This window comes from Roseimaritima multifibrata (assembly GCF_007741495.1).
Lineage (GTDB): Bacteria > Planctomycetota > Planctomycetia > Pirellulales > Pirellulaceae > Roseimaritima > Roseimaritima multifibrata.
Genome location: NZ_CP036262.1, coordinates 6,355,887 through 6,380,393, shown reverse-complemented (window position 1 = coordinate 6,380,393; position 24,507 = coordinate 6,355,887). Strand labels below are relative to the sequence as shown.

At 54.3% G+C, this 24,507-nt stretch carries 20 protein-coding genes and 1 tRNA gene; 12 read left to right on the top strand and 9 right to left on the bottom strand.

From position 1 onward, the window contains the following. Positions 1-115 precede the first annotated feature (115 nt). From ispH to FF011L_RS23135, 5 genes are all read left to right on the top strand, one after another. A complete protein-coding gene (ispH, locus tag FF011L_RS23155) occupies positions 116-1,048 on the top strand; it encodes a 4-hydroxy-3-methylbut-2-enyl diphosphate reductase (RefSeq protein WP_145354323.1) in 933 nt (310 codons plus the stop codon). Between the two features lie 56 nt (positions 1,049-1,104). Further along, positions 1,105-1,821 carry a 3-keto-disaccharide hydrolase gene (locus FF011L_RS23150; RefSeq protein ID WP_145354322.1) on the top strand — a complete coding sequence of 239 codons (717 nt, stop codon included), beginning with the start codon at positions 1,105-1,107 and terminating at the stop codon, positions 1,819-1,821. Between the two features lie 129 nt (positions 1,822-1,950). Further along, positions 1,951-2,024, top strand: a tRNA-Arg gene (locus FF011L_RS23145). A gap of 632 nt (positions 2,025-2,656) precedes the next feature. Then, entirely contained in the window at positions 2,657-2,878 is a 222-nt protein-coding gene (locus tag FF011L_RS23140; protein ID WP_145354321.1) for a carbon storage regulator, read from the top strand. A gap of 52 nt (positions 2,879-2,930) precedes the next feature. Next, a complete protein-coding gene (locus FF011L_RS23135; protein WP_145354320.1) occupies positions 2,931-3,434 on the top strand; it encodes a hypothetical protein in 504 nt (167 codons plus the stop codon). A 29-nt stretch (positions 3,435-3,463) separates the two neighbouring features. On the opposite strand, the gene FF011L_RS26570 is transcribed toward FF011L_RS23135, so the two are convergent. Beyond that, the gene (locus tag FF011L_RS26570) at positions 3,464-3,604 is read right to left on the bottom strand and encodes a hypothetical protein (RefSeq protein WP_218932832.1); all 141 of its coding nucleotides are present in this window, start codon (positions 3,602-3,604) and stop codon (positions 3,464-3,466) included. Then, positions 3,605-4,957, bottom strand: coding sequence for a sulfatase-like hydrolase/transferase (locus FF011L_RS23130; protein ID WP_145354319.1), 1,353 nt, complete (start codon positions 4,955-4,957; stop codon positions 3,605-3,607). Between the two features lie 213 nt (positions 4,958-5,170). On the opposite strand from FF011L_RS23130, the gene FF011L_RS23125 reads away from it, so the two are divergent. The 3 genes from FF011L_RS23125 to FF011L_RS23115 are packed head-to-tail and all read left to right on the top strand — an operon-like array spanning position 5,171 to position 10,000. Beyond that, on the top strand, positions 5,171-8,278 hold the full coding sequence (locus FF011L_RS23125) for a DUF1553 domain-containing protein (protein WP_145354318.1): 3,108 nt from the start codon (positions 5,171-5,173) through the stop codon (positions 8,276-8,278). Continuing rightward, complete coding sequence (locus tag FF011L_RS23120) at positions 8,275-9,693, top strand: DUF1501 domain-containing protein (RefSeq protein WP_145354317.1); 1,419 nt, start codon at positions 8,275-8,277, stop codon at positions 9,691-9,693. Before FF011L_RS23125 ends, FF011L_RS23120 begins: the two co-directional genes overlap by 4 nt. Beyond that, positions 9,662-10,000: a hypothetical protein gene (locus tag FF011L_RS23115; RefSeq protein WP_145354316.1), complete on the top strand. Its 339-nt coding sequence runs from the start codon at positions 9,662-9,664 to the stop codon at positions 9,998-10,000. Before FF011L_RS23120 ends, FF011L_RS23115 begins: the two co-directional genes overlap by 32 nt. Positions 10,001-10,337: 337 nt before the next feature. On the opposite strand, the gene FF011L_RS26565 is transcribed toward FF011L_RS23115, so the two are convergent. Then, positions 10,338-12,290, bottom strand: a complete 1,953-nt coding sequence (locus FF011L_RS26565) for an exo-alpha-sialidase (protein ID WP_218932831.1) — start codon at positions 12,288-12,290, stop codon at positions 10,338-10,340. Between the two features lie 406 nt (positions 12,291-12,696). Between FF011L_RS26565 and FF011L_RS26560 the strand changes: the two genes are divergently transcribed. Genes FF011L_RS26560 through FF011L_RS23090 form a run of 3 tightly spaced genes read left to right on the top strand, consistent with a single transcriptional unit; the run spans position 12,697 to position 14,765 of the window. After that, positions 12,697-13,005: a hypothetical protein gene (locus FF011L_RS26560; RefSeq protein WP_218932830.1), complete on the top strand. Its 309-nt coding sequence runs from the start codon at positions 12,697-12,699 to the stop codon at positions 13,003-13,005. Further along, positions 13,002-14,510 (top strand): sulfatase family protein, encoded by a 1,509-nt coding sequence (locus FF011L_RS23095; protein ID WP_145354315.1) that lies wholly within the window; start codon positions 13,002-13,004, stop codon positions 14,508-14,510. Before FF011L_RS26560 ends, FF011L_RS23095 begins: the two co-directional genes overlap by 4 nt. 36 nt (positions 14,511-14,546) lie before the next feature. Then, positions 14,547-14,765 carry a hypothetical protein gene (locus tag FF011L_RS23090; protein WP_145354314.1) on the top strand — a complete coding sequence of 73 codons (219 nt, stop codon included), beginning with the start codon at positions 14,547-14,549 and terminating at the stop codon, positions 14,763-14,765. 374 nt (positions 14,766-15,139) lie between these two features. On the opposite strand, the gene FF011L_RS23085 is transcribed toward FF011L_RS23090, so the two are convergent. After that, positions 15,140-17,521, bottom strand: a complete 2,382-nt coding sequence (locus FF011L_RS23085) for an arylsulfatase (RefSeq protein WP_145354313.1) — start codon at positions 17,519-17,521, stop codon at positions 15,140-15,142. Positions 17,522-17,862: 341 nt separating this feature from the next. Further along, positions 17,863-18,087: a hypothetical protein gene (locus tag FF011L_RS23080; RefSeq protein WP_145354312.1), complete on the bottom strand. Its 225-nt coding sequence runs from the start codon at positions 18,085-18,087 to the stop codon at positions 17,863-17,865. Between FF011L_RS23080 and FF011L_RS23075 the strand changes: the two genes are divergently transcribed. After that, positions 18,086-18,274 carry a hypothetical protein gene (locus FF011L_RS23075; protein WP_145354311.1) on the top strand — a complete coding sequence of 63 codons (189 nt, stop codon included), beginning with the start codon at positions 18,086-18,088 and terminating at the stop codon, positions 18,272-18,274. The genes FF011L_RS23080 and FF011L_RS23075 overlap by 2 nt on opposite strands. A 64-nt stretch (positions 18,275-18,338) precedes the next feature. Here FF011L_RS23075 and FF011L_RS23070 read toward each other — a convergent pair whose 3' ends face one another. From FF011L_RS23070 to FF011L_RS23055, 4 genes are all read right to left on the bottom strand, one after another. Then, entirely contained in the window at positions 18,339-18,617 is a 279-nt protein-coding gene (locus FF011L_RS23070) for a hypothetical protein (RefSeq protein WP_218932829.1), read from the bottom strand. Between the two features lie 379 nt (positions 18,618-18,996). Next, positions 18,997-19,194, bottom strand: coding sequence for a carbon storage regulator (locus FF011L_RS23065; protein ID WP_145354309.1), 198 nt, complete (start codon positions 19,192-19,194; stop codon positions 18,997-18,999). Between the two features lie 303 nt (positions 19,195-19,497). Next, positions 19,498-20,805, bottom strand: coding sequence for a sensor histidine kinase (locus FF011L_RS23060; RefSeq protein WP_218932828.1), 1,308 nt, complete (start codon positions 20,803-20,805; stop codon positions 19,498-19,500). A gap of 22 nt (positions 20,806-20,827) precedes the next feature. Continuing rightward, complete coding sequence (locus FF011L_RS23055; RefSeq protein WP_145354307.1) at positions 20,828-24,274, bottom strand: response regulator; 3,447 nt, start codon at positions 24,272-24,274, stop codon at positions 20,828-20,830. Positions 24,275-24,507 lie beyond the last annotated feature (233 nt).

Sequence of the window (24,507 nt, the reverse complement as noted above, 5' to 3'; positions counted from 1 at the left end):
CAGTCGGGAAGGATTTGTGGTTTAAGGGTTGGTCGAAACGACCTCTTTACGGTTATCCTATAGGGACGACCAGCGTTGCGTACTCTCCCACTCTTTCTAACGACCCCCAGTTGAAATGAAAATCATCCTTGCAGCCCCACGCGGATTTTGTGCGGGAGTCAATATGGCCGTGGAGAGCCTGGAATTGAGCCTGCAGGCCTTTGGGCCTCCGGTCTATGTCTACCACGAAATTGTCCACAATCAGTTTGTGGTCCGCACGTTTCGGGATAAGGGGGCCGTTTTTGTAAACCACTTAGACGAAGTCCCCACCGGTTCGACCGTCCTTTTCTCTGCCCACGGGGTTTCTCCAGCGATCCGTCAGGCCGCCAAAGACCGGGATTTGCAGGCGATCGACGCAACTTGCCCGCTCGTTACAAAAGTTCACCTGGAAGCGATCAAGTACGCCAAAGCCGGATATACGATCGTTCTGATTGGGCACGAAGGCCACGATGAAGTGATCGGAACCATGGGAGAGGCTCCCGAAGCGATTGTGTTGGTCGAAGATGAAGCGGATGTGGACCGATTGGAAGTCAGCGACGAATCCAAATTGGCGTTTTTGACGCAAACCACGCTCAGTGTCGACGACGCCGGACGAATCATCAGTCGGCTTCGCGAACGTTTTCCAAGCATTCAGCATCCTCCCAAGGAGGATATCTGCTACGCCACCCAGAATCGCCAAGAAGCGGTCGCGGCGCTGGCCAAGCAAGCGGACGCCATTATCGTGTTGGGCAGCCAAAACAGCAGCAATAGCCAGCGTTTGCGTGAATTAGGGGGAGCCGAAGGGAAACCTGCCTATTTAGTGGATGGGCCCGAAGATCTGCGAGCGGACATGTTCCAGCAGGACATGACGGTGCTGGTCACCGCCGGGGCAAGTGCTCCGGAATTGGTCGTCAAACAGACGCTGGATTGGCTGGAAGAGAATTTTCAGGCGACCATCCAGACTCAGACCATCCGCGAAGAAAACGTCCATTTTCCTTTGCCTAGACCTCTCCGTAGCTTGGCCAAGTGAATTAGAATTGACGCTGGAATTCAACTAAGTGATCTATCTACAAGGGTTTTACCGAAATGAAATGGTTTGCATCAATCGGCTTTTTGGGGCTGTCCAGCCTATTCGTCGCCACGCCGTTAGTGGCCGCCGAACCTAAGACGGAATCGAAAAGCGACTCGGAATGGACCGTTCTCTTCGATGGAGAATCGACCGATCACTGGCGGAACTACAAAAAAGACAAGGTTTCTGACGGCTGGAAAGTCGAAGACGGAGCTCTGGTTCGCAAGGATAAAGGGGCTGGCGATCTGATTAGCAAAGAGCAGTACGGAGCGTTTGAGCTATCGATCGAGTACAAAATCTCGCCGGAAGGGAACAGCGGGATCATGTTCCACGTCCAGGAAACCGACGGAGCTCCCTATTTTACCGGCCCGGAAATCCAGGTTCAGGACAATCAAGCTGGCCACGATCCCCAATTGGCAGGTTGGCTTTATCAGCTGTACCAGCCAAAGAAAGTTGGCAGCGGAGCCGACGCCAAGATCCTGGACGCCACCAAACCAGCCGGCGAGTGGAATCATCTGTTGATCCGCATCGATCCAGCAGGCAGTTCGGTCACCATGAATGGCCAGAAATATTATGATTTTGTCGTCGGCAGCGAAGATTGGAACAAGCGAGTCGCAGCCAGCAAATTCGTTAAGTGGAAAGGTTTCGGCGAGGCCGGCAAAGGGCACATTTGCCTGCAAGATCACGGCGACGTCGTTTCCTACCGGAACATCAAAGTCCGCGAGCTGGAATAACGCAGCGAAGCCCGCCAGAGCCAGTGCAAAAAACGATCAAGAAACCTGCTGAAACGGCCCTGGCACAGAAAGAGAAATTCGTTATCTTCTAGGGGTGTCGTGACGGTCCTCACCGATCGTCACCACCACGCCTCCGTAGCTCAACTGGATAGAGCACTGGTCTTCGGAACCAGATGTTAGGGGTTCGAATCCCTTCGGGGGTACTTTGCAGGTACTCCAGAATCATGCCCAGCCATTTCTAATAAGGAATCGCTGGGTTTTTTTGTGCGCGGGCCGATCTGTTGGCCCCAGCAACGGCAGAGATGGCACGGTCGGTGACACCGCCGTCTTTTTCTGGCAACGCCGCCCGCCGGCCCATCTGTCTGGTGATCTGAGTCCAGGATCTTGGTAGATGCCCGCTTCCAGTGCGCATCCGTCACCTGCAAATAGTGCTTGGCCGTGCTTGGCCGCAACCTTGCTGGAATGCCCCATCCAGGCGTCGCAAACATGACTAGGGTAGCGTTGCATCCCAACTTCGCTCCGATCAGGACAACGCTTCAAGCCGTTGCCTCGCTGTACTGCCCCGGTCGCAGACTCCACGCCCGAGTGGCGACGACGACGTGATTCTGCGGACTCGTTAATCGGTTCTCACTTTCGGCAGCGTCCGGTTTGCCAAGAGGGAGTGGACGGGATGGAAAAGCTAAACGCCGATGGTGGAGTAGAAAAGAATCTTACCGGCGAATTGCCGAACGGTTTTCAATCGCACAGAACTCTGCTGACGTTGCACGTAAATTGATAAGACATGACCACGACGGTGTGTGGTCGAAACAATCCTGTCCAATACGGAGATTGAAGAATGCTAGTCTTGTCAAGAAAGCAGGGGCAACGGATTGTTGTCAGTTTCGCCGGGGAAGTCGCTGCGCTTGAGGTGTTGAGGATTGATGGTAACCGCGTCCTCTTGGGCATCGCTGCGGCGAATACGGTCGCCATCCATCGCGAAGAAGTTTGGGCTGAGATTGGCTCTCGGCTTCGGCCAGAGGGCGGCGTCAAAGCCGGCCCCGTCAAAACCGTTGCTTAGTATCGCGTCGCACTCGTGAATCGGTTGGTGAAACTCGAACGAGATGGCAGCAATGAAAACAGTCTTTGGGTTCAGAGAATTGGTGATGGGTTCGTTGCTTTGGGCTGGTGGCATTCTTGCAGCGCTTGCGATCCCCAGCTTGGTGCTCGCCGATGATCACTCGATTTGCGGGCCGTGGGGCTGTGGGCCGAGTACCGATGCGTTGGTCGCCATGCATCTGGCCTGGATTGCAGCGATCTGGCCGCCTCTGTTTTTTCTGCCCTGGCGTCTCGGCTGGAGTCGTAAAACGATTTCAAGACTTGGCGCGCTGCTGGCGATCGGCGGCTTCGCTGGAGTTTTGGCCGTGGTGATGTGGCAGTGGATTGTTTGGCGGCCAACCGCAAACGAGTTCATCCGCCCCTACACCTGGCAACGCTGCGGTTTCGTGTTGGCAGGAGCCGTTGACTGGCCAACGATTCAGGCATTGGTTGCTGGAATTGTGCTCTGGGTTCATGCAGGACCTCGGCCTAATCCAGTTGATAGTGTCGGTCGGGAAGCCGCAATCGACGTTAAGTGACTGCAGTTAGAGGGACGACGCAATTCATTTCAGACCACGCGATCCGAACCGATTCGGAAATCGATAATCCGGCGCCAATCAATGGCACTTCCCTTGTTGTCGTTGATTGCTTGTTGTTTCTCTTCGCGATTGCCTGAATCAAAACTGAAAATATTTTCTGGGAACTGCAATCAATTCGATTGACTTGGCGTCGATAAGCCCAGGTCCGCGAAGACCTTTTCCAGCTGCTTTCGGATTCGGGCTTGCTCGGCTTTGTCTGCTGAAACCGAAAACGGATACTGCTCGAGCGGATCTTCTGCCATGTGGAAAAGACGCCCGTCGTTGTAGAGTTTCCAGTCTTGGTTGCGGACCCACTTCAGGCCCGAACTTTCGCCGTCGGGTTCCACTCCGCCCGGCTTCGGCAAGACGGCTTCTTCACAGTACGTGAATGAGCGGGGCGAAGCACCTGTGCCTCGCAACCGATTCGCGAAACTGACGCCATCAAGCTGCAGGTCAGCGGGCAATGTATGTCCCGCCAAGTCCATGAACGTGGGCAAGAAATCACTGAAGTCCACCAGATCATCAACGACCTGCCCAGGTTTGATCGTGCCTGGCCAGTTGGCGATCATTGGTACATTGGTCCCCGCGTCGGTCAGTTGCTTCTTTCCGCCGGGAACATCCTGACCGTTGCGTCGCGAGACAACAGGGATCTTAATCAGTTCGTTCCCCTCGGCACGAATGATGATCTCGGGCGGTGTTCCATTGTCAGCGACGAATAAGATCAGTGTCTTTTCTCTCAGCCCCAAGGCATTCAACGCTGCCATCAGGCGACCGACATTGCGATCGGTCTCGGCGACCATTTCGGCATAGTTGTCGTAGCGACCATGCGGGCCATGTGGCACAGGAGGCGTCAGGTCATCGGTCACTTCGTGGGCTACGGCCATTGAGTAATACGCTAAGAAGGGCTGCTCGCGGTTCCTCTTCATAAAATCAATGATGCTACGCACATACAGGTCCGGACCATAGTGCCCCAGGGTATCCGTTCGCACCTTTCCGTTTTGATAAATCATCGGTTCGTAGTACCGGGGCCCTTCATGCCAGCCGAATAGATCCCAGTGGTCAAAGCCCATTCGCCGTGGATGCAGTGGATCGTCGCCCAACAAACAAAGCTGCCATTTGCCGGCAATGCCCGTTCTGTATCCGGCCTGCTTTAGATAGTTTGAAAAAGTGTGGGCTTCGGCTTCTTTGGGATAGTCTCCCCAGTTCACCCTGCCATGGCGAAACGGATACCTGCCGGACATCAAGGTTAATCGTGAAGGATGGCACACTGGCATACTTGAAGCATGGGTGAACTTCATCCCTGTCTTGGCTAGCTCATTCAGGTGCGGAGTCTTGTAGGACTGACCGCCGTAGCACTCCAGTACCTCCTGTCCGATGTCATCCGCAAAGATAAACAGAATATTGGGCGGCGTCGATTCGCTTGCGTTCGCAACGTTGAAGCAAACCAAGGCGAAAAACAACAAGTTTGTAGATGGATTTTTCATGCCAACTATCTTACTCCGCTGGAGCCTCCGAAATTCCTATAAGTGAATTTGCTTGTAAACCGCGTATGCTTCCCCCGGAAATCCCGTGTATCATAGGGAATCGTAAGAGGGCTTGTAACTTAGGGAGTGCTCGGTTGCAGCAAAGTCCGCACGTCGTTGGGGGTGGCAAACCTAATTTTGATAACCGATTTTGGATTGGAGCTGCGACCAGCAATGAATGCCTTTGCGAAGATCCTTTCTCTCTTCACCCTGGTTTTACTGTCAGCGTTCGCGCAGGGGCAAGAATCAGGCGTCGATCTGTATGTCAACGAAATCAAGCCGCTGCTGAAAGAGCGGTGTTTTGCCTGTCATGGTGCATTGAAACAGGATTCCGGATTGCGTTTGGATACCGCTATCGCAATGAGCGAGCATGGCATCTTAGATGACGAATTGATCAGCCGTCTGACTTCAGCGGATGATGATTATCGGATGCCGCCCGAAGCCGAAGCGTTGACGCCAACCCAGATCGATAGGATCAAGAAGTGGCTGGCCGCAGGGGCACCGGCGCCCGAACATGAGCAAGCCGAAGCCGATCCGACGCAGCATTGGGCGTTTCAGAAGATCGAACGCCCACCTTTGCCCGCGGTGGATGAAGCCAATCCGATTGATGCCTTTCTGACGGCAAAACAAACGGCAAACGGATTGAAGCCACAGCAGCCTGCCGTAAGAAGTCTGCTGCTGAGGCGACTTTACCTTGATGTCACCGGCTTGCCGCCAACCACAGAGCAGTTGCTGTCAGAAGAACCGCTTGACGAAATTCTCGATTCGTTGCTCAGCAGTCCCCAGTACGGCGAACGTTGGGGCCGACACTGGATGGACGTCTGGCGTTACAGCGACTGGTACGGGCTTGGCGCACAACTGCGCAACAGCCAAAAGCATCTTTGGCATTGGCGTGATTGGATCATTGAATCGTTGAATGAAGACAAAGGCTACGATTCGATGGTAAGGGAGATGCTTGCCGGCGATGAGCTTGCGCCCGGAGATCCGAAGGCAGTTGTCGCAACGGGGTTCCTGGCCCGTAACTACTATTTGTTCAATCGCACCACATGGCTGGATGACACGATCGAACATACCGGCAAAGCGTTTCTCGGTCTGACGATGAACTGCGCCAAATGTCACGACCATAAATACGATCCGATCAGTCACGAGGACTACTATCGTTTCCGCGCGGTGTTCGAGCCGCACCATGTTCGCCTTGACGCGTTGCCAGGTGAAACGAATTACGCCAAGAACGGGCTTCCGCGAGTCTACGATGACACGTTGGATGCTCCCACTTACCTTCACCTTCGTGGCGACCCCACGCAGCCGGACAAGGACAACCCAATTCCGCCGGGACCGCCGGGATTCTTGGCAAATTTTGTAGAGAACCCAACGTCCGTTGAACTGCCAGTAGAGGCTTGGGCGCCGGGGGTCCGAAGCTACGTGCAAACGGATCGACTAGCGCAAGCCGAAGCAAACGTTGAACAAGCTCGTAAAGCACTCGCGAAAATCAAACTAGAAGCGGAAACCAAGCCTGCTGAAAAGGCCGCCGACGTGGTTGGCAAACCGTTGAGTGATGATTTCAAAAAGGCTCGTCCAGACATTTGGGAGACCATTGGGAATGGCTGGCGTTATCAAGGCGGTTTGCTTTCGCAAACGCAGCCGACAACGGATAGAACCTATTTGAAGAGCAAGGCGAATCATCCCCGTGACTTTGATTTGACTTTGAAATTTCAAACGACGGGCGGCAAACGATGGAAATCGACAGGGATTCGTTTTGATGTCGACGGTAACGATCAGAATGCTCACACCGTTTATGCCAGTGCCGTTGACGACGGATCGAAGGTCCAGCTCTCTCACACGTTGTCGGGTAAAACGGTCTATCCCCGAAATGCCAAAGCCGATCGCGCGATCCAGTTGCATCAGGAGTATTCGCTGAACATTCAAGTCAGAGAAGATCTGATCAATGTTTCACTGGATGGAGATTTTCTGTTTGCTTACCGGTTACCGCAACGACGTGCCGGAGCCATCGAATTGTTCGCATTTGATGCGGCGGCCGATTTCTACGCGATCGACGTCAAACCGTTGCCCTCTGATACTGTTTTGAAGCAAACGAAGGTTCAACCTACGGCGATTGATTCCGAGCAGGCACTGAAGCTGGCGCAGGCTCAACAGACTTTGGCTGAATTGGAATTAGAAGCACTAAAGGCAAGCATCGCCGTCGATAACGCACTGTTCAAATCGGGCGATTCCGAATCATCCTCCGCAGAAACCTTGTTGGAACAGTCCGGTCGACTGCAGCTTCAGACGCAGTTGGCGAAAGCGGAAGTCGATCTGCTGAAAGCGGATGCAGCCAAGCAAGCCGGCGCAACCAAGCGAAGAGACGCGGCAAAAGCCGCGTTGGCTGCTGGGAAACTGCCAGAGCACGTACCGCTGCGAGGCAGTGAACGGGCATTGAACAAAAAGACAGACAATGTTTCTCAGTTCGCCCCGGTCTATCCGAAAACCAGTACGGGGCGTCGAACCTCACTTGCCCGTTGGATCACGCATCGCGACAATCCGCTGACCGCACGGGTCGCCGTTAACCACATCTGGATGCGTCACTTTGGAACCCCGTTGGTCGATTCGGTCTTTGACTTCGGCAGGCGGGCACCCCGACCGTTGCATCAAGATCTGCTGGATTATCTTGCTGTCGAGTTGATCGAATCCGGCTGGAGCATGAAGCATCTGCACCGAATGATTCTCACCTCCAAGGCTTGGCAACGTAGTTCATCGAACCTCGCTGCCGACCCGGAGACGCTGGCCAGCGATTCAGAGAACCGCTACTACTGGCGTATGAACAATCGCAGGATGGAATCGCAGGCGATCCGAGATAGCCTGCTGCACTTGGCCGGCAAACTTGATCCGACGCTAGGCGGTCCTCCGCTCCCGCCGGCTCCAAGCGTCCGTCGCCGTAGCCTTTATCTGGTGCATTCTCGCGAAGGTCGGGACAAATTCCTATCAACGTTTGACGATGCCGATGTGTTGGGGTGCTACCGTCGCAGCGAGAGTATCGTCCCCGGACAGGCTCTGGCGATGATGAACAGCCGTGACGCGATCGAAGCGGCTGGCGAAATCCATTCGCAATTTGATACAGGCCTAACCGACGCGGATTTTGCTCAAGAGGCCTTTCTGTTAATCCTTGCACGTCCCCCCTCGGCCAACGAAATAGAAGCCTGTCTTGCTTTTCTGGCAGAAAGTAAAGACCGAGTTCGCTTCATTCACGCTCTGCTGAATCACAACGATTTCCAGGTGATCCGATGACCCACTCCGTTTCACGTCGACAGTATCTGCTTCGGTCTGGCCTTGGTTTCGGCGCCTTGGCATTGAATGGGATCGTTGCTGCCGACCAGCATTCCACGCCCGATGGCCGACCGCATTTTCAGCCCAAAGCGAAACGTGTGATCTGGCTGTTCATGCGTGGTGGCGTTAGTCACATGGAGAGTTTCGATCCGAAGCCTGCTTTGAATCAGTTTGCAGGCAAATCGATCAGCGACACACCTTACGCGGATGTCCTGGACCCGAAGCATTCGAAGGACTTGCGTGTTGTCGTCGTGGATGATGCCAACGGCCAAAGCCGCAACACCATCTATCCGTTGCAGACGGATTTCAAAAAGTATGGGCAATCGGGCATTGAGATCAGCGATTGGTTTCCGCACATCGGTTCTTGTGCAGACGACATCGCCTTCATTCGTTCGATGTGGACAACCGACAATAATCATGGTGCCCAGGTCCAATTCCATTCTGGTCGACACATGTTGGACCCGCGTTCACCGACCATCGGCGCGTGGATCAATTACGGTCTTGGTTCACTCAGCGACAACCTGCCTCAATTCATCAACATCGGGCCGCGTTTCTTTGACAAGCGGGACGGGCACTACTTGGGCCCAGCGTACGATGCGGTGAACTTGAAAATCGATCCAGCCAATCCGCTTGACTACGCCAGCCCGTATGGCGGAATGAGCACGGACGAGCAGCTCAGGAGTTTGAACTTCACCAACGGGTTGAACCGACTTGCCGCCGAGCAGTTTCCTGGAGATTCAGGATTGGAAGCGCGGATCAAATCTTACGAACTGGCGTACCGGATGCAGACCGCTGTGCCAGACGTCCTGGATTTCGCGAGCGAATCGGCGGAAACGCGAAAGCTCTATGGACTGGATCAAGCGGAGACGAAGGAATTTGGTCAACAGTTGCTGGCGGCTCGCCGTTTCTCAGAACGTGGTGTCCGGTTCATTCAGATCATGCACGGTGACGGAGCGGCCGGTGCGTGGGATAATCATTCGGGTTTAAAGAAAGGACACGCGAAACTCTCTCAGCAGGTTGACTTGCCCACCGCAGGTTTGCTGAAGGATTTGAAGCAGCGAGGCCTACTAGAAGATACGATCGTTGTGTTCGCAACCGAATTCGGACGCACGCCAGGATCCCAGGGCGCCGACGGCAGAGACCACCATCCGTTTGGCTTCAGTGTCTGGATGGCTGGCGGCGGGTTGAAAGGGGGGATCGTTCACGGCGCCACGGATGAATTAGGTTTTCACGCCGTCGAAGACCCTCACTACGTGACCGACGTCCACGCCACGATCAACCACCTGATGGGCATCGACCCACGCCGCTTGGAAGTCCCAGGTTACAAACGCCTGGATCAGGACTATGGACACGTCATCAAGGACATCATCGCTTAATCGAGTGACGGTCACCCAGAAGCTCATGTTGCGTTTTTACGTAGGGCATTGGCTTTTGGTAATTCGACGCGTGAGCAAGGAGAGTGACAAGATCACTTTTTTCCTTGCTTACCAAGCTGTCGATTTAACCGAGCCCGCAGAATCAGTGTCGCCGTTCGCTCGGGACGCGAAATTTATTGCTGATGGTTTCCGAGCAAAATGGTTCTTGTTTGTTTCCGCCGGGCTTGTCCTGGTCGGTACAACAACTGGCAGCTACTTCAATGCCTGCCCCCACTCAATCCTTCTCCGCCAGCCCCGAATCGCCTAGGCGATTCGGGGCTGGCGGAGAACCGCATTTCGATCGCACAAGAGGGTAGCTGCCAGTTGTGAGCCCGCCAGGGCGAGCCCGGAAACGGAACTCTCGATGCTTGGGGCTAAAAAGGTACCGGAATAGCCGAATGATTTGAATCATCAGCAACAGAAGGGAAATCAGGACGGTTGAGCACAGCGATCACCTCAATAGCGCAACCATATGGCGGTCTTCAAAACTTATGCAGCGGGTTGGGATATTGGTCTCCTGCTAAACCGCTGCATTCCGATAGGAAACCGCCAACTGATAAATCGCACGTCCCGAGCGAAAGGCGACAAACACTAAATCGACAGCGTTACTGCCTTGGCTCCGACACCATCGGGATAGACTTGAGGTATGCCGCTACCTGCTCACCAAGAAATTCATTTCCTGCCCCAGAGAAATGTACGTCATTGGGTTTTTGTAATTCGGCCAGCCGTGGTGTGATCGCTGTGAAGAGATCATCAATGGCGACCGCGTTTTGCTGCATCACTGCAGCGGCCGCTGCGTTCCGTTCGACAATCGACTCCGCGGTGTATTTGCCGGCGATGTCGGGTATCGGTGTTGTACTCGCCCAAACCAGCGTTGCCCCGGTCTGTTTCATTCGTTCGATAAGCTGCTGAAGCCGCGTCGTGTAATCCGCCAGCGGTGTCGCACGATCGTGGATTCCGAAATTGAAGTGGATGACGTCCCACTTGCCATCGCCCAGCCACACGTCCATCTTCTTCAGCCCGGTGGACGTTGGCCCGCAGTTGGCTGGAGCTCGATGAACGTTTGCGATCCCTGCAAGTTCTTTTTGGACCGTTTGCGTGTAGGCGCGTGAAACCGAATCGCCAATAAGAAGCACTCGTGGCAACGCCGGATCGTCTTCGACGAAATCCCAGGCGTTCGCCGTCCCGGCAACCTTCTCTCGCTTGTGGATCGGTAGATAGAAATTGCCAAGCTCCGCCTGCAGCGTTTTCTCCCATGCTTGATGCGCGGGCGTCAATTTTGAAACCCAAGCTTGATACTTCTTCTCCAGTTCCGCTTCTTCGCGAGCCTTCTGCATCGCCGCTTCTTTGGCGTTGGTCGGCTCCGTCTGAGAAAGGGACCCTTCGTCGGCAAGCAATTGGTTAATCGGGATGACGGCGACTTCGGCGCTGTTGTTATTCCAAAGCTGGCGGCCTGTACCGACGCGCGTCGACTTGTCACCACTGTTTGAATAGCCGATGTAGAGACTTCCTTCGTGCTCAATCGCATACGGATAAGAGAGTGCGGCTTTCGGATGCGATTCGCCGGGGCCATCGAGGAATTCGGCGTGGCGGATGACGAACACTTTGCTGAACAGGGGCTCGCCTGGTTTGCTGACCGCGATCGTCAAGGGCGAACGTCGCTTGCCACTGTCCGCGGTGGTGGTGCAGACGAGGTATCGCTGACCGTTGCTCAACATACCAGCGGCCGGTTTGCTGGTGGTCATCGGCAAGTTGCTGGGACGCATCTCACTCCAGGTGCGGCCGTAGTCGTTGCTGGTCGCGACAAGTGCTACTGCTTTGTCACCGTAGCGAGAAATATTGGTGATCTGATTGCCGCTGACGATGACAGTCGATTCGCCCCACATCTTGAGGCCTTTGCTGTGTGGGATTGGGACGGCATCCCATTTGGTAAAGTCATCGCCATGACTGATGGCGACGATGGCCGGGTTGCCGTCGCCGACCTTCAGTCCGGCCATGATCCAGTTGCCGTCGTCCATCTTCTGAGGCTCCTGCATTGGCCAGAAACCGTCTTCGATCACGGTGCCTTTGGCCTGCCACTGATTGCCCGCCTCATCGAGGACATAGGCTCGTGTATGAACGCCGCTCATCGTTCCGGTGTAGGCTCCCTGAAAAGCCCAAAGCGTTCCGTTGTGCGAAAGGAATGCGCCATGACTCACCCCGACCGGTCCCTCGCCCGAGTCGATCGTGCGCACTTCGCTCCATGTTTTGCCTTCATCGTCGCTCACGCAAAACCGAGCTTCCTCGGTATCGGTGTTTTCGCCGCCTTGATTGTGCCCAAACGAGGCGTAGAGCCGCCCCTTATGAAAACAGAGTCCCACGCCGTGGAGGAATCGGTAGCCATCGCTTTTAAATTCGTAGGGCTTGATCACGGAGAAACGCACGTCCTCTAGCATCGGCAATTCGGCCGTCTTCAGTAAAGGCACGCGTTCGTCCCAGAGTGGCACGGGGTCGGCAGCGTGCAGCGCTGCCAGTGGTGCAAACAGCAGAACGCTAAGAAGCGTGAGAGTCGGTTTCATCGTCTGAGAGCTTTCGTTGGTTTGTTAGATCATTGTTCCAGAAGCTTTGGAAGCGCTTTCGCGGGTCGCCCGTTTTGAGGGCGATGCCTTTGGGAACGGCTTTCCATTCGTAATGCGACGGGATCGGGCGAGGTGCGGTCCTTCTGGTATGCCCGGTCTTGTCCATCTCATAATAATCGATCTCCGGCTATGAAAAAATCGAATGAAGAAGCGATTGGAGTTGATATCGACATTCGCACTTTGTGTCGTCGCAGTTTCTGCCTTTACAGCTTAGCCCAACACCATTGTTATCGTGGCTGGTGTTTTCCCTGAATCGTGCCCGCTGCCGACCGTGGGCCAACGGAGGCAAGGCTATAATGGTGGGGATGATTTCAACGAGTTTGGCGTCGGGGCGTGAAATCTATTGATGCGATATTGTCGGATTGTCTACGATCTGGCGAGCGTTACTACCATCATGGCCGTCGCTAACGTCGCCAGACGGTGGTTCCCGCAGCATTCTTGTCACGACGGCACTTGTCGTGTGGCTGACCTTCAATCCCACTCGGAAATTGTCACTTATTCTTTCCACATCCCTCCCTGCCTGGAACGCCCGCAGCTTTGGCTGGAAAATGGAGTCCCCGTTGTGTTGTTCGGTGCCGCCGAAGTGACCAAAGCTAAGAAACACTCCCTCAACGTCCATCTCCCTCTTCGTTGTGCAAAACAGGACATCCCATGAGCCAATTCAACCGCCACCTATTTGCGAAACAAGCTCTCTTAACGCTGGTACTGGTGTTAATTCCAAGCTTGGCCCGCGGTGCGACGGATAGCCCGCCAAATGTTCTCTTAATCATTACCGACGAGCACAATTTTCGTACGCTTGGTTGTTATCGCGAGCGGATGCCGCGCGAACAAGCCGAAATGTGGGGACCGGACGTCGTGGTGCCGACACCGCATCTTGATCGGATTGCGAAGGAAGGAGTGATCTGCACGCGAGCCTATGCGACTTCGCCTGTCTGTTCTCCCTGCCGAGCCGCGATGATCACAGGTCGGTACCCTCATAACACCGGAGTTCCTCAAAATGATCTGGTGTTGGATCGTTCGATTCCGACGCTCGCAGACCGCCTGAACGATGCCGGCTATCGAACGGGTTTCTTTGGTAAGTGGCATTTGGGCGGTAAGGGCAAACCTGAGTGGGAACCGAAGGTGGACGGTGGATTTCAGTTTAAGAAATATATGTTCAATCGAGGCCACTGGAAAAAACTGGTCATCGAAAACGGCAAGGCATTGGTAGGGGCGAGGAAAAACGGGGAACCGAGTTACAGCGTCGATGGTGCCGACCAGACAACCTTTGCGACCGATTGGCTGACGGATCGTGCGATTGATTACGTCACCGACAAAACCCAACACGATCCTTTTCTCGCAGTCATTAGCTATCCCGATCCGCACGGTCCCAACAGTGTACGCGCTCCCTATGATCATCGCTTTGATGACTTAAGGTTTGCTGCCCCGAGAACTTTTCAGACCGGGATTCCGTCGCCCAAGTGGTTGGGAGGCAAGGGGAAACACGAGATTTTTCGCGGTAAGGATATGTCAAAGTATTTTGGTATGGTTCAGTGCATCGACGACAACGTTGGAAAACTGTTGGAGCGAATGGACGAGGCCAATCTACTGGAAAATACCCTTGTGATCATGACAAGTGATCACGGCGATCTTTGCTATGAACACGACCGCTTGAACAAGGGGAATCCCTACGAAGGCTCCGCCCGAGTCCCAATGTTGATTCGCTTTCCGCGGCGGATCGCGGCAGGCAAGGTTTACACCCAGCCAGTTGGTACCGTCGACTTGACGCCGACCGTGATGGGGTTGCTCGGACGCGATGGCAACGCCGCCGATCAAGGACGCGACTTATCCGCCGAGCTTGCCGGTAACTCGAATTCGCCGATCGACCCTGCGAACCCGCCAATCACGTTTCTGCGAAGTAGTGGCATCAAAACCAATTGGGTCGCTGCAATCGACGACCGCTACAAGTTGGTGTTGTCGACCAGCGATGTTCCCTGGCTATTTGATGCAAAGCTAGATCCAGACGAACTTCTGAACTTCTTCCGACGTCCAGGTACCGAAGGGGTGGCCGAGCGTCTTGGCAAGGCGTTGCAAGAATATGGCACCAAAACAAACGATCCCGCGTTTGTTGACCCGACGATTGCTGCATCGCTTAAGCAAGTCCTGGGAGCGAAAAAATGAAAGCTTCCTACCTCAAAGAACGCGAGGACAAACCGGGTGCGGCAAGCCTTCAGTTTCTTCGAAAACGATAACGTGGGCGAACGACTACGCCGCGCGATTAAGTACCGCGGGCTATCCATGACGGGGGAGTATTCTTTTCGCAACCTCAGTCGATTCCGTGGTAACAATATTCCGGATTTATTCGACCATGGCTTCTGGCTTCTGTGTGGCAAGTTTGTGATTCCCGAAAAACTGGAATTGCTAGGTCGTTTTTGACGGCTACAGCCCTGGCGGCGAAAGGTGAGCTTCCTATTCGTTGGGATTCGGATGCGTCAATTGGCTTGTCCGTTGCACCTCGCGTTCAAACCGAGCGACTGCTTGTTTGTCTGTCCTGTCCACATTCAGAAGCTTGACCGCGGAAGGCCGACGTGAAGCCTGTAATGGTTGCCGCCCATCAAGGCATTGCCTTCGGCATCCTAGTAACTGCCCAGATAGGCTGACCCTTTGCCTGCCACTCGCGAGATCCCGTGGCCAATGGGTACACCTTCCAACGATCCTCGAACCATTTCACGGCCTGATCGCCATTGCCAACCTCGCCAACAGGTGCACAAGGGGCATGGTCCATGCCCCTCATGCATCGTTCACATTTTCTACTTCTTCTTCGCTGGGATGCTAATCGTGACGTCGTTCACGCGACCGGTGAACTTCGAATCCTCAACATCCTTAAAGACCTTGTCCGCCACAGGTGTCGATTCATCGATGCCGACATCGGCTGTTTCATCGGCTGAGTAAAGCGCGGGCTGCGTCTTGTCGATCCGGCCTTCGGCGACTTTTTCGCCATCCACCAAGAGAGTGGCCTGGCCTCCTTTGCCGGTTCCGCCTCCCTCATATTCAAAGACCAATTTGATCTCGGCCTTGTCTTTATCAATCGCTTTGGTGGATGCGACGGTGTAACTCTTCAATCCAAACCAGTTGTAGGTGTACGCAGGCTTGCCTTGATCCATGTACAAAGCCCAGCCCCCAAACTTACCGCCCTGGCAAAGAATCACACCTCGGTCACTGCCTTTTAGATCCACGTTGGCAACGATGGTTTTGGACGAATTCTTCTCGTTGATGAACGTGTTTTCGAGAATACCCGTCATGCCATGGCCGAGGGTCAGGCTGGTTCTGTCACCCATCAAGTCCGGACGGCCAGCGATGGCAGCGTTGAAGCGTTCATAAGCTCGGTCATCCAAAGGATAGACGCTGTTGGCAATCGCCTCCTTCTTGAACAGTTCCTTCATCTTTTTCAGTTTTTCAGGATGCGTTTCGGCCAGATTGTTCGTTAGGCTGAAATCTTCCGTGGTGTCGTAGAGATCCCAGACGTCAGTCTGCAAAGTGTGGAATGGCTCGTTATTCCATGGAGCGCGATGAACGGCGCGGGCCAACCAACCTTCGTGATAGATCGCCCGGTTGGCAAACATCTCAAAGTACTGAGTCGTATGTCGATCTTTGGCGTTTGCATCATCCGTTGCATACAACATGCTCACTCCAGAGAGTGGCTTCTGTTTAATGCCATTGACCATCGTTGGCTGTGGCAGTTTCGCCGCTTCCAAAACGGTCGCCGCAACATCGTTGACGTGGTGCCACTGCGAACGAATCTCACCCTTGGACTTAAATCCTTTTGGCCAATGCATGACCATTCCATTACGCGTGCCACCAAAGTCGGCGGCCATTTGCTTGGTCCAGGTAAACGGTGCGTCCGTTGCTACCGCCCATGCCGCAGAAAAGTGAGGAAACGAGTTCGGGCCACCCCAGTCGTCGGCGCGAGCCAGCATGCTGTCGACGGTCTCCGCATCAAAGATGCCGTTCAGGTGAACCAGCTCGTTGTAGGTCCCTTCCAGGCCGCCTTCGCCACTCGAGCCGTTGTCGCCCATGATGTAGATGAACAGCGTATTGTCCAATGCTCCAATATCGTCAATCGCATCGACCAGTCGCCCGACTTGGTTGTCAGTGTGCTCGGTGAAACCGGCAAACGCTTCCATTTGCAGCGCAAATAGTTCACGTTCCTTGTCGCTCAGTTTTTCCCAATCCTTGATATCCGTTGGCATCGGTGCGAGCTTCGCATTTGGGGGAACGATGCCCATCGCTTTTTGGCGAGCAAGCGTCTCTTCGCGATACTTGAGCCAACCGGAATCGAATTTCCCGTCATACTTCTCGATCCACTCTTTCGGTGCGTGGTGCGGCGCGTGCACGGCTCCCGGTGCGTAGTAAATAAAGAACGGTTTTTCTGGCGTCATCGCCTGTTGAAACTTCATCCAATTGATGGCTTCGTTGGTCATGTCCGCGGTGAAGTGATAGTCGGGATCGTCTTTCTTCTGAACTTTCGTGACCCCGTCAAAAATCACAGGATCCCACTGATTGGTTTCGCCGCCAATAAAGCCGTAGAACTTGTCAAAACCAGAATGCGTTGGCCAGCGGAAATACGGTCCGGAAACCGAGACTTCCCATGTCGGTGTTTCGTGCCACTTTCCGAATGCAGCGGTGCTGTACCCGTTGTGTCGTAGTGTTTCCGCAAAGTATTTCGCGTCGTTCGATCGTTCGCCCTGGTTGCCAGGAAACCCCGTGGCGATTTCCATCACGCAGCCAACGTTGACTTCGTGATGATTCCGACCGGAAAGCAACGAGGCTCGTGTGGGCGAACATAGAGCGGTCGTGTGGAAATGGTTGAAACGCAATCCGTTGTTTGCCAGGCGATCAAAGGTCGGTGTTTCGATGGCTCCACCAAACGTACTGGTCGCGCCAAAGCCAATGTCATCAATCAAGACGATGACGACGTTGGGAGCGTCCTCTGGTGGTTTGATCTGGAACATCGGAGGCTTTTGGGCATCTCGGGCGTCCAACACCTCAATCGGTGCATAGGTCGGTGGCTGAATGGGCAGAACCGTTCTGTCCATTTTGAACGGTGCACCATCTTGCGCCATCGCAGACTGGTTATTGCAAACCAGCAATACTGCGATGGACAGAATGGGTAGGAAGAATTGCTTTTTCATCTTGTTCGTTCCCTGTGAAAAAAAGTGTTATTCGTCATTTTGGTAAGACGACGTGCCTCTCTCTCGACTTCTTGACAGTGGTTTTCTTGCACTACTTCATCAGCTCGATTTCGCCCGGTTGCCAATCGTGATCGAGCCATGCTTTTCCCGCCCAATACTTAATCTTTTAAAATATGGTCTTCCAATCCGACTTCATGTTGACGACGCTGCATCCCTGCGACTTCGCCTGCTTGAGCGAAGCGTTCTCTTTTTCGGTATATGCGAATTCGCGAATTCACGTTTGTCATCATCGTGATTGACGAGCAATTGAAATGACGGCAGAGTGTTGCTGTGGCAATACGTCAACATGCCGATGTCGCCACCGGTGCGTGCATTTCCGCCTGCAAAGATCGGTTTGCGGCTAATATGTAAATCAATTCCCGTGGGCTTGGTCGCCTTGTCATTGAAGAACAGGTGCGTCCGCGGGCAATCCGACCGGGCATCATTCCCAGCAAGGCCCAAACGCCAATCAGCGTTAGGTCCAGAACCGAGAGAATGACGATCGCAAAGACACCAAGAAATTCCATGGTTGCATTCCTCCCGTTCTTGATCTCCACCACTCTCAATCCACTGTTTCGCCTTATCGATCTTCAAGGGTTCGCAGTGGACTCTCATCTGAAGCAGTGGCCCGGCAGCGACGCTTTCAAAATCTTGTTCGATTTCCGCACGTCCATCCTGCTCTGTTGGCTTAGCCGACACCTCCGCGGACGCTAGGATCCCCGGCGCAGTGAAATGGCTCTTTTTGTGCATGCTTTTACCGGATTTTTTAAGTGTTGAATTAATGCTTCTCGTTTGTGCCATCGCATGGCTCACCGTTGACGGAAAGGATCTTGTAACGCATCTGGTAAAGGCTGTTGAGCACTCCCATCAGGGCTGCCTGATCTTGGACTTGCCCACTCAACGTCGTGACGGGCGACTGGTCTTCCGAGGAGCTTGCCACGATTTGCATTCCGCCTAATCGGCCAGACCATGGGGCGTCCAACCGTCCTTCGACGACGATTCGATAACAGGCAGGCTGACCTGACTGAATCTGCGGCCATTTCTTCTCGTCCACCATTCGTTTGCATTCGCCTCCACGGATTGCATTTCCCCGGTGCTGTCTTAGCCCAATTATCTGGCAGCCCCTGCGAAAGAACATCGCTCACAACGAGGGATAAACGAGGGAGACGCTGTGGCGGAGAGCGAACTGCGCCCGGGAGAGGGATTTCTTGGCGTCACACTGGAACATTGTGACAATCAATCTCGCCCGCTCCGGCGACTCTGGCCGCGACCTCTGCCGAAGGGCGAGGTGGCTTGGGAATTTTCGGCACGCGCAGGAAACCGTTTACTCGCCCATTAACCAAACCAATTTCTTTCGCGTTCTGCACAGCTTCGCGGCGATTCTTCACCTGCCGTTTCTTAAAGAAATGCTTGACGCGCCTTCCCAAAAGGCGGTCTTATGTTCGTTCTTCCTGTTGAGCGTGTTCCGTTGGTAGCCGCAACGGTTTCGTGGCGATCTCCTGGCGAAGAATTGCCACGTTTCGCGGAGCTTGAATTCCAATGGTAACTCTGCCTCCCTGGATTCCTGCCACGACAATTTTGATGTTTCCGTTAATGACGATGGACTCGTTCTCTTTCCGTGATAAGACCAACATGAAAGCTCTCCTTTGCTCGGATACGGCCTTTTAGGGATGTTCTTCCAGTTGGTGACAAGGCTCACTGTCCACCGACAAGATTTTCGTGTGCAATTGGTGCAGGGTGTTAAGCACGCCGCTCGGGGCGGCCTGATCCTATACTTGACCGGTCAGCACCGTGACCTGCTGTGGATTGTCCTGATTCGCTTGGCATTTCGTCGACTTCCACAAAGGACTATGAATCCTGTCTCTTAAGTGCTAATTGTGGGGGATTCGAAAGGACAGCACATCACTCACAACGAGTGATAAATGAGGGAGATTCGCCTAATTGGTCACGGGAAGCGTCAGAGTGACGGTGCAACCTTCCCCTGGGGCCGAGGCTACGTCCATCGATCCTCCCATGTCGACCATTCGCTCCTGGATGCTGAACAAACCGAAGCCAGGATGTTCTCGTTTGTCCGCAATCGCGTGATTCGGGTCAAATCCAATGCCATCATCCTGGACGACCAGACGGACGGTGGTTCCGCTCTGTTGTAGGGTCACGTGCACGTTTTGAGCTTGGGCGTGTTTGACGATGTTTGTCAGTAGTTCACGGACATTGCGAAAGAGAACGGCACGCAGGTCTGCATCCAGATGCTGCGTGAAGCCGATGTTCTGGAATTCTGTCTTGAGCCCATGTCGCTTCTCGATTTCCTCCTCTAGCCACTCAGCGATTGCAACGGCCAATCCCAATTCATGCAGCGTAGGAGAACTAAGCTCGAACATCAGGTGTCGCGTATCCTGATTGGCCTGAAGCAGCGAAGCCGAGAATTCGTCCAATCGGCTGGTCGCTTCGGGATCCGTGATACGCTTGCGCAGGGTCGCTAGTTGCAGACGCATCAAAGCGAGTGTTTGGCAAACATGGTCGTGCAGGTCCGTGGCAAGACGCTGCCGCTCACGCTCTTCGGTGACCGTTAATTGGGACGCCAATTCCTTCAGTCGTTCGCGGTATGCAGAAAGCTCCTGCTCCACGTGTTTGCGTTCGCTAATGTCTTGGATGACGGACACGAACCATTCGGGGGCACCGGCATCGTTGCGAACCAGCGACACCGTGAGACTGGCCCAAACCAAGTCACCCTCTTTTCGGATATATCGCTTTTCGAGCGAGTAGGTATTAATGTTGCCGCGAAGCAATTGCGCCACCTGCCCGACGTCGTCCTCAAGATCGTCCGGGTGGGTGATGCCTTGGAAGTTTCCTGACAGCATCTCCTCTTGTGAGTAACCGATGATGTCGCAAAAACGTTGATTGATCCGTCGGAAGCTGCCGTCGGGTGCGACATGAGCGATTCCAACGGCTGCCTGTTCGAACGTGGCACGAAAAAGTCGCTCGCTTTCTGCTAACGCATTTTCGGCCCGCTTCCGCTCGGTCGTCTCCTGATCCGCTCCCCGCAGGCCCAACACGGACCGCCAATGCAGCCGGTTTCGTCTGACGAAAAGCAGGGAGATCAGGATCTCCGCCCCGGCTACGATGATGACCCATTTGACCACGTCGCCGCTCTGTAATCCGGACCTGCTACCCGCGGCCGCAAGCACAACGGCGAGAAACAACAGGTAGGCCGCCACGTGTCGTAAAAGAAGGATCGAGATATGCATCATGGGGGCCTGTGAACATTGCTTACTTTCCCTGGAGCAATCCCAGTTCCTCCGCTTGGAGGATTGCTTGACGTCGGTTGTTGACGTGAAGCTTTTCATAGATGTGCTTGACATGACTTTTCACGGTCCAAACCGAGATCGACATGGCTTTGGCGATTTCTTTGTCGTACAGCCGCTGGGCCAAAAGTTCGAGCGTTTCCAGTTCACGAAGGGTGAGCGCATCGATCGCAACTCCATCGATTTGGTGCGTCGGTTTGGGGAGCGATCGAGAGGGCGATTGGTCGGCGGGAGAAGTCCGTTCGATACCGGACACTTTGGGTTCCACTTCGGTTTCCGAATCGGAAAAAGCCGCATGTAGCCGATCGATAAACTCGACGGCGACCTCTTTCATTTGCAATCCCCGAAGCAGATCGGCTATCGGCGCCCCGAGCTCCACAAACGGGAAAACGAATCCGCCCGGCTGCGCCAGTGTCACAGCTTGCTGTAGGTATTGGATCGCCCGCTTCGTATTGCCAAGCTTTTCTTCGGTCACGGCCTGAAGACAGAGCACTTCGATCAATTGACACGCATTGTGTTGGGTCTCATTCGCCGCAGCATACTCGCTCAGCCTCTCCTGTGCTGTGTGGAGGCTGGCCGACGAGCCTTCGGCGACCAGGGCACGGCAATAGGTAATGCATGGAATTTCGAACCAAAACAACATTACCTCGATAGGCGGCGAAGACAGACTTAGCCATCTCTGTAAAACGTTGGATTGCCCCCGCATAATGGCCAGACGAATCGCACAGGCGTCTGCGAGAGGCTGGAAGAGCGGACCAAGGTTGCTGACGAATTCGTTAAGAGCCTGGCAGGTTGCATCCGATTTTTTTGTTTGTCCTTGTCGTTGGTACGCGATCGCTAAAGCGACGAGTGCATCGACAGCGGCTCGGGCGTGTTGGGAATACTTCCGTTTCGTTGCTTCCTCCAGCAAACCGATCGCCAGGTCCACCTCGCCGCGGCGAAGGTGAAAGATGCCTTCCAGATAATCGCACCACGCCAGTGGATATTCCAGCTCGTTTGCCGTGCCGACCACGCGCATTCTCATCAAGTATCCCGCTGATCCCATTGGATCACTGGCAATGAAGGACATAAAACTTAAGGTCGCCAGGAGGTGGGTTTCGCGGATTGGGCTAAGGTTGAGAGACGACGAATCCGCAAGCCACTCGGTTATCGTTTCAGTGACTCGAGCACGTTCCCCTTGCATCTGCCCCGCCAGTCCAAGAAAAGTCTCGGATTCTGCACGGACCTCGTGATCGGTCAGCGGGGTGTGCTTCAGAGCGTAGTGGATGTGCTTCAGGCTTTTTTCGCCTTCGCCCTGAAAGAATTCGAAAAATGCGCGAAAAAATGCAACCTCAGCTGACAACTTTCGACTCTCCAAGCTATTTTCCATTAGCGCATCGACCCGCTTCAGAATCGGAGGGATCGCGGCGAAATTGAGGCGGTAATAGTGCCTCCATGCGCGGGCCAGTAACAGCTCCGGACGCTTCATCACCTGTGCGTCAGGCAGTCGGGCGAGCCACTTCTCCACGACATACCAATTGTCCTCGTTCATCATGGTGCGTGCATGCCGTTCGACGATCTCTGCCGCTCGTTTCGTATCGCCTATCACCAGCGAATGTTCGATAGCGTCGTCGATCAGCTCCTCAGCTTCAAACCACTTGCTCGCCCTCAAATGGAGTGCAGCGATGTCAGCTCTGCTGGTACTGCGTTCGAACTGTCCTTGCAGCAGGTACTGGAATAGGTGGTGAAATCGAAACCACTCGCCGTGCAAGTCCAGTGGGATGACGAATAGGTTGGCTCGTCGGATCTCCTCGATGAAGTCCTTTCCCGTCGACTGCGCGTCTGTGCCATCGTCGAGATCGCAGAGGGCTTCGACGAGCGGGGCACAAAACCGTTCCACCATTGAAACCTTCAGCAAACGATCCCGGACCGTTGACGGTTGGGACGAAATGACTTCCTCGGATAAATAGTCCTGGATTTGCTGCGAGCCTCTTTTCAAACCTGCGATGAACTCCTCAGGATCGGGTTGATTGCGCAACAGCAGCCCCACTAGGTACACTCCGACGATCCATCCCTCCAGCTCTGATTCCAGGTGCGTCAGCGCTATGTCGCTGAGTGTCGCGCCGGTCATTTTCTCCAAAACCGATTGCACCTCCAGCCTGGAGAAACGCAGATCCTCTTGGCGGATTTCAGTCAACCAACCGTTGGCGCGGAGTGCCGCCAGTGACAGCGGCGGATCGTGCCGCGTGATCAGCACCAAATGCAATGGGCGTGGCGGGTGCAGGAGGAGGTTTTCGAGCAACTCATGAACGTCCGGATCCGAAACCAGATGGTAATCATCCAGCACCAGAACAAGGGGTTCCTCGATCACGTCCAAATCATTGTTCAGCGTGTCTGCCATCTCGCAGCAGGGAGGCAATTGCGAAGCTTGAAGTATTGTATTCGTTTCGTGGCAAGCATTGGGAAATTGTCCTTCGACAGCGGCGACCAGATACCTGACGAAAGTCCTCAGATCACTGTCGCTTTCGCTCAGCGATAACCATGCGGCACAGCGTTCATGATGACTTGCCAGCCAGTCCGCCATCAGGCTGCTCTTCCCGTATCCGGCCGGCGCTGAGATCAGTGTCAGCGGCAGTTCGCAGCTTTGGTCAAGCTTGTCTAGCAGACGCCTTCGAGATACGAAATCCCTTGAGACATTCGGTTGATGGAATTTGGTGCCCAGGATCGATGCCGTTGGGACGGCGCCGTTGGCATTCTGCGACGCGCCGACATTGACCTGAGCTTTTCCTTCTGCCCACTGATTAGCACGTGCATATTCGGTCAGCTCGGCAACGTTGCTGACGCCGACCTTGCTGATCAAAAGCTTTCGTCTGGATTGTACGGACCGAGCGCTACTACCAAGCGTTGCCGCGATCTCCTTGACCGAGTGACCTTCCGCGATCAATCGCAATAACAAACCTTCGTCTTCGCTCAGTTCGCCGCGATCATCCCCGCTGTTCGGCTGGCTCAGTAGTCGCACGTACTCGGAAACCACAACGCCCGAGATCGCCGAACTCAAACAAATGTCCCCCTGATGCACTGAGCGAATTGCGTTTACCAACTCTTCGGGAGCACTTTCCTTCAACAGATAACCAGCGGCCCCGGCCCGCAGCATGTTCTCGACGAATCGTTTTCCGGAGTGGATCGATAGCGGGATGACCTTCACATGCGGAAGCTTCGAAACGATCCTTTGCGTGGCCTCGATGCCGTCGACGTTGGGCATCGTGATGTCCATGACGATGACATCTGGCGAAAGCTCGATTGCGACTTTGATGGCTTCCTCCCCATCCTCCGCCTCGCCAATGACGTCAATGTCTTCTTCCTCGTTCAACAACATGCGAAGTCCCTTACGGAACATTGCATGATCATCGACAAGGAGGATGGAAATCGACATGCCTATCTTTCCTGTTCAGATCTGTTTTAAATGCTCAACCATTCGCCCCATCTTTCAAACGGGATCGGATTCGATCTTGGAAAGAATGCGTTTGATGAAGTGGAAGAATTTCTATCTTAGTGGATCGGTGATTGCCCCGACAGCAGGACGTGGTCAAGCAAGAAACGATTGGGTTATGCACAGTCCGCTCATTGATGCTTGCCGCTATACTTGCTTCGATCCTACCGGCAAAT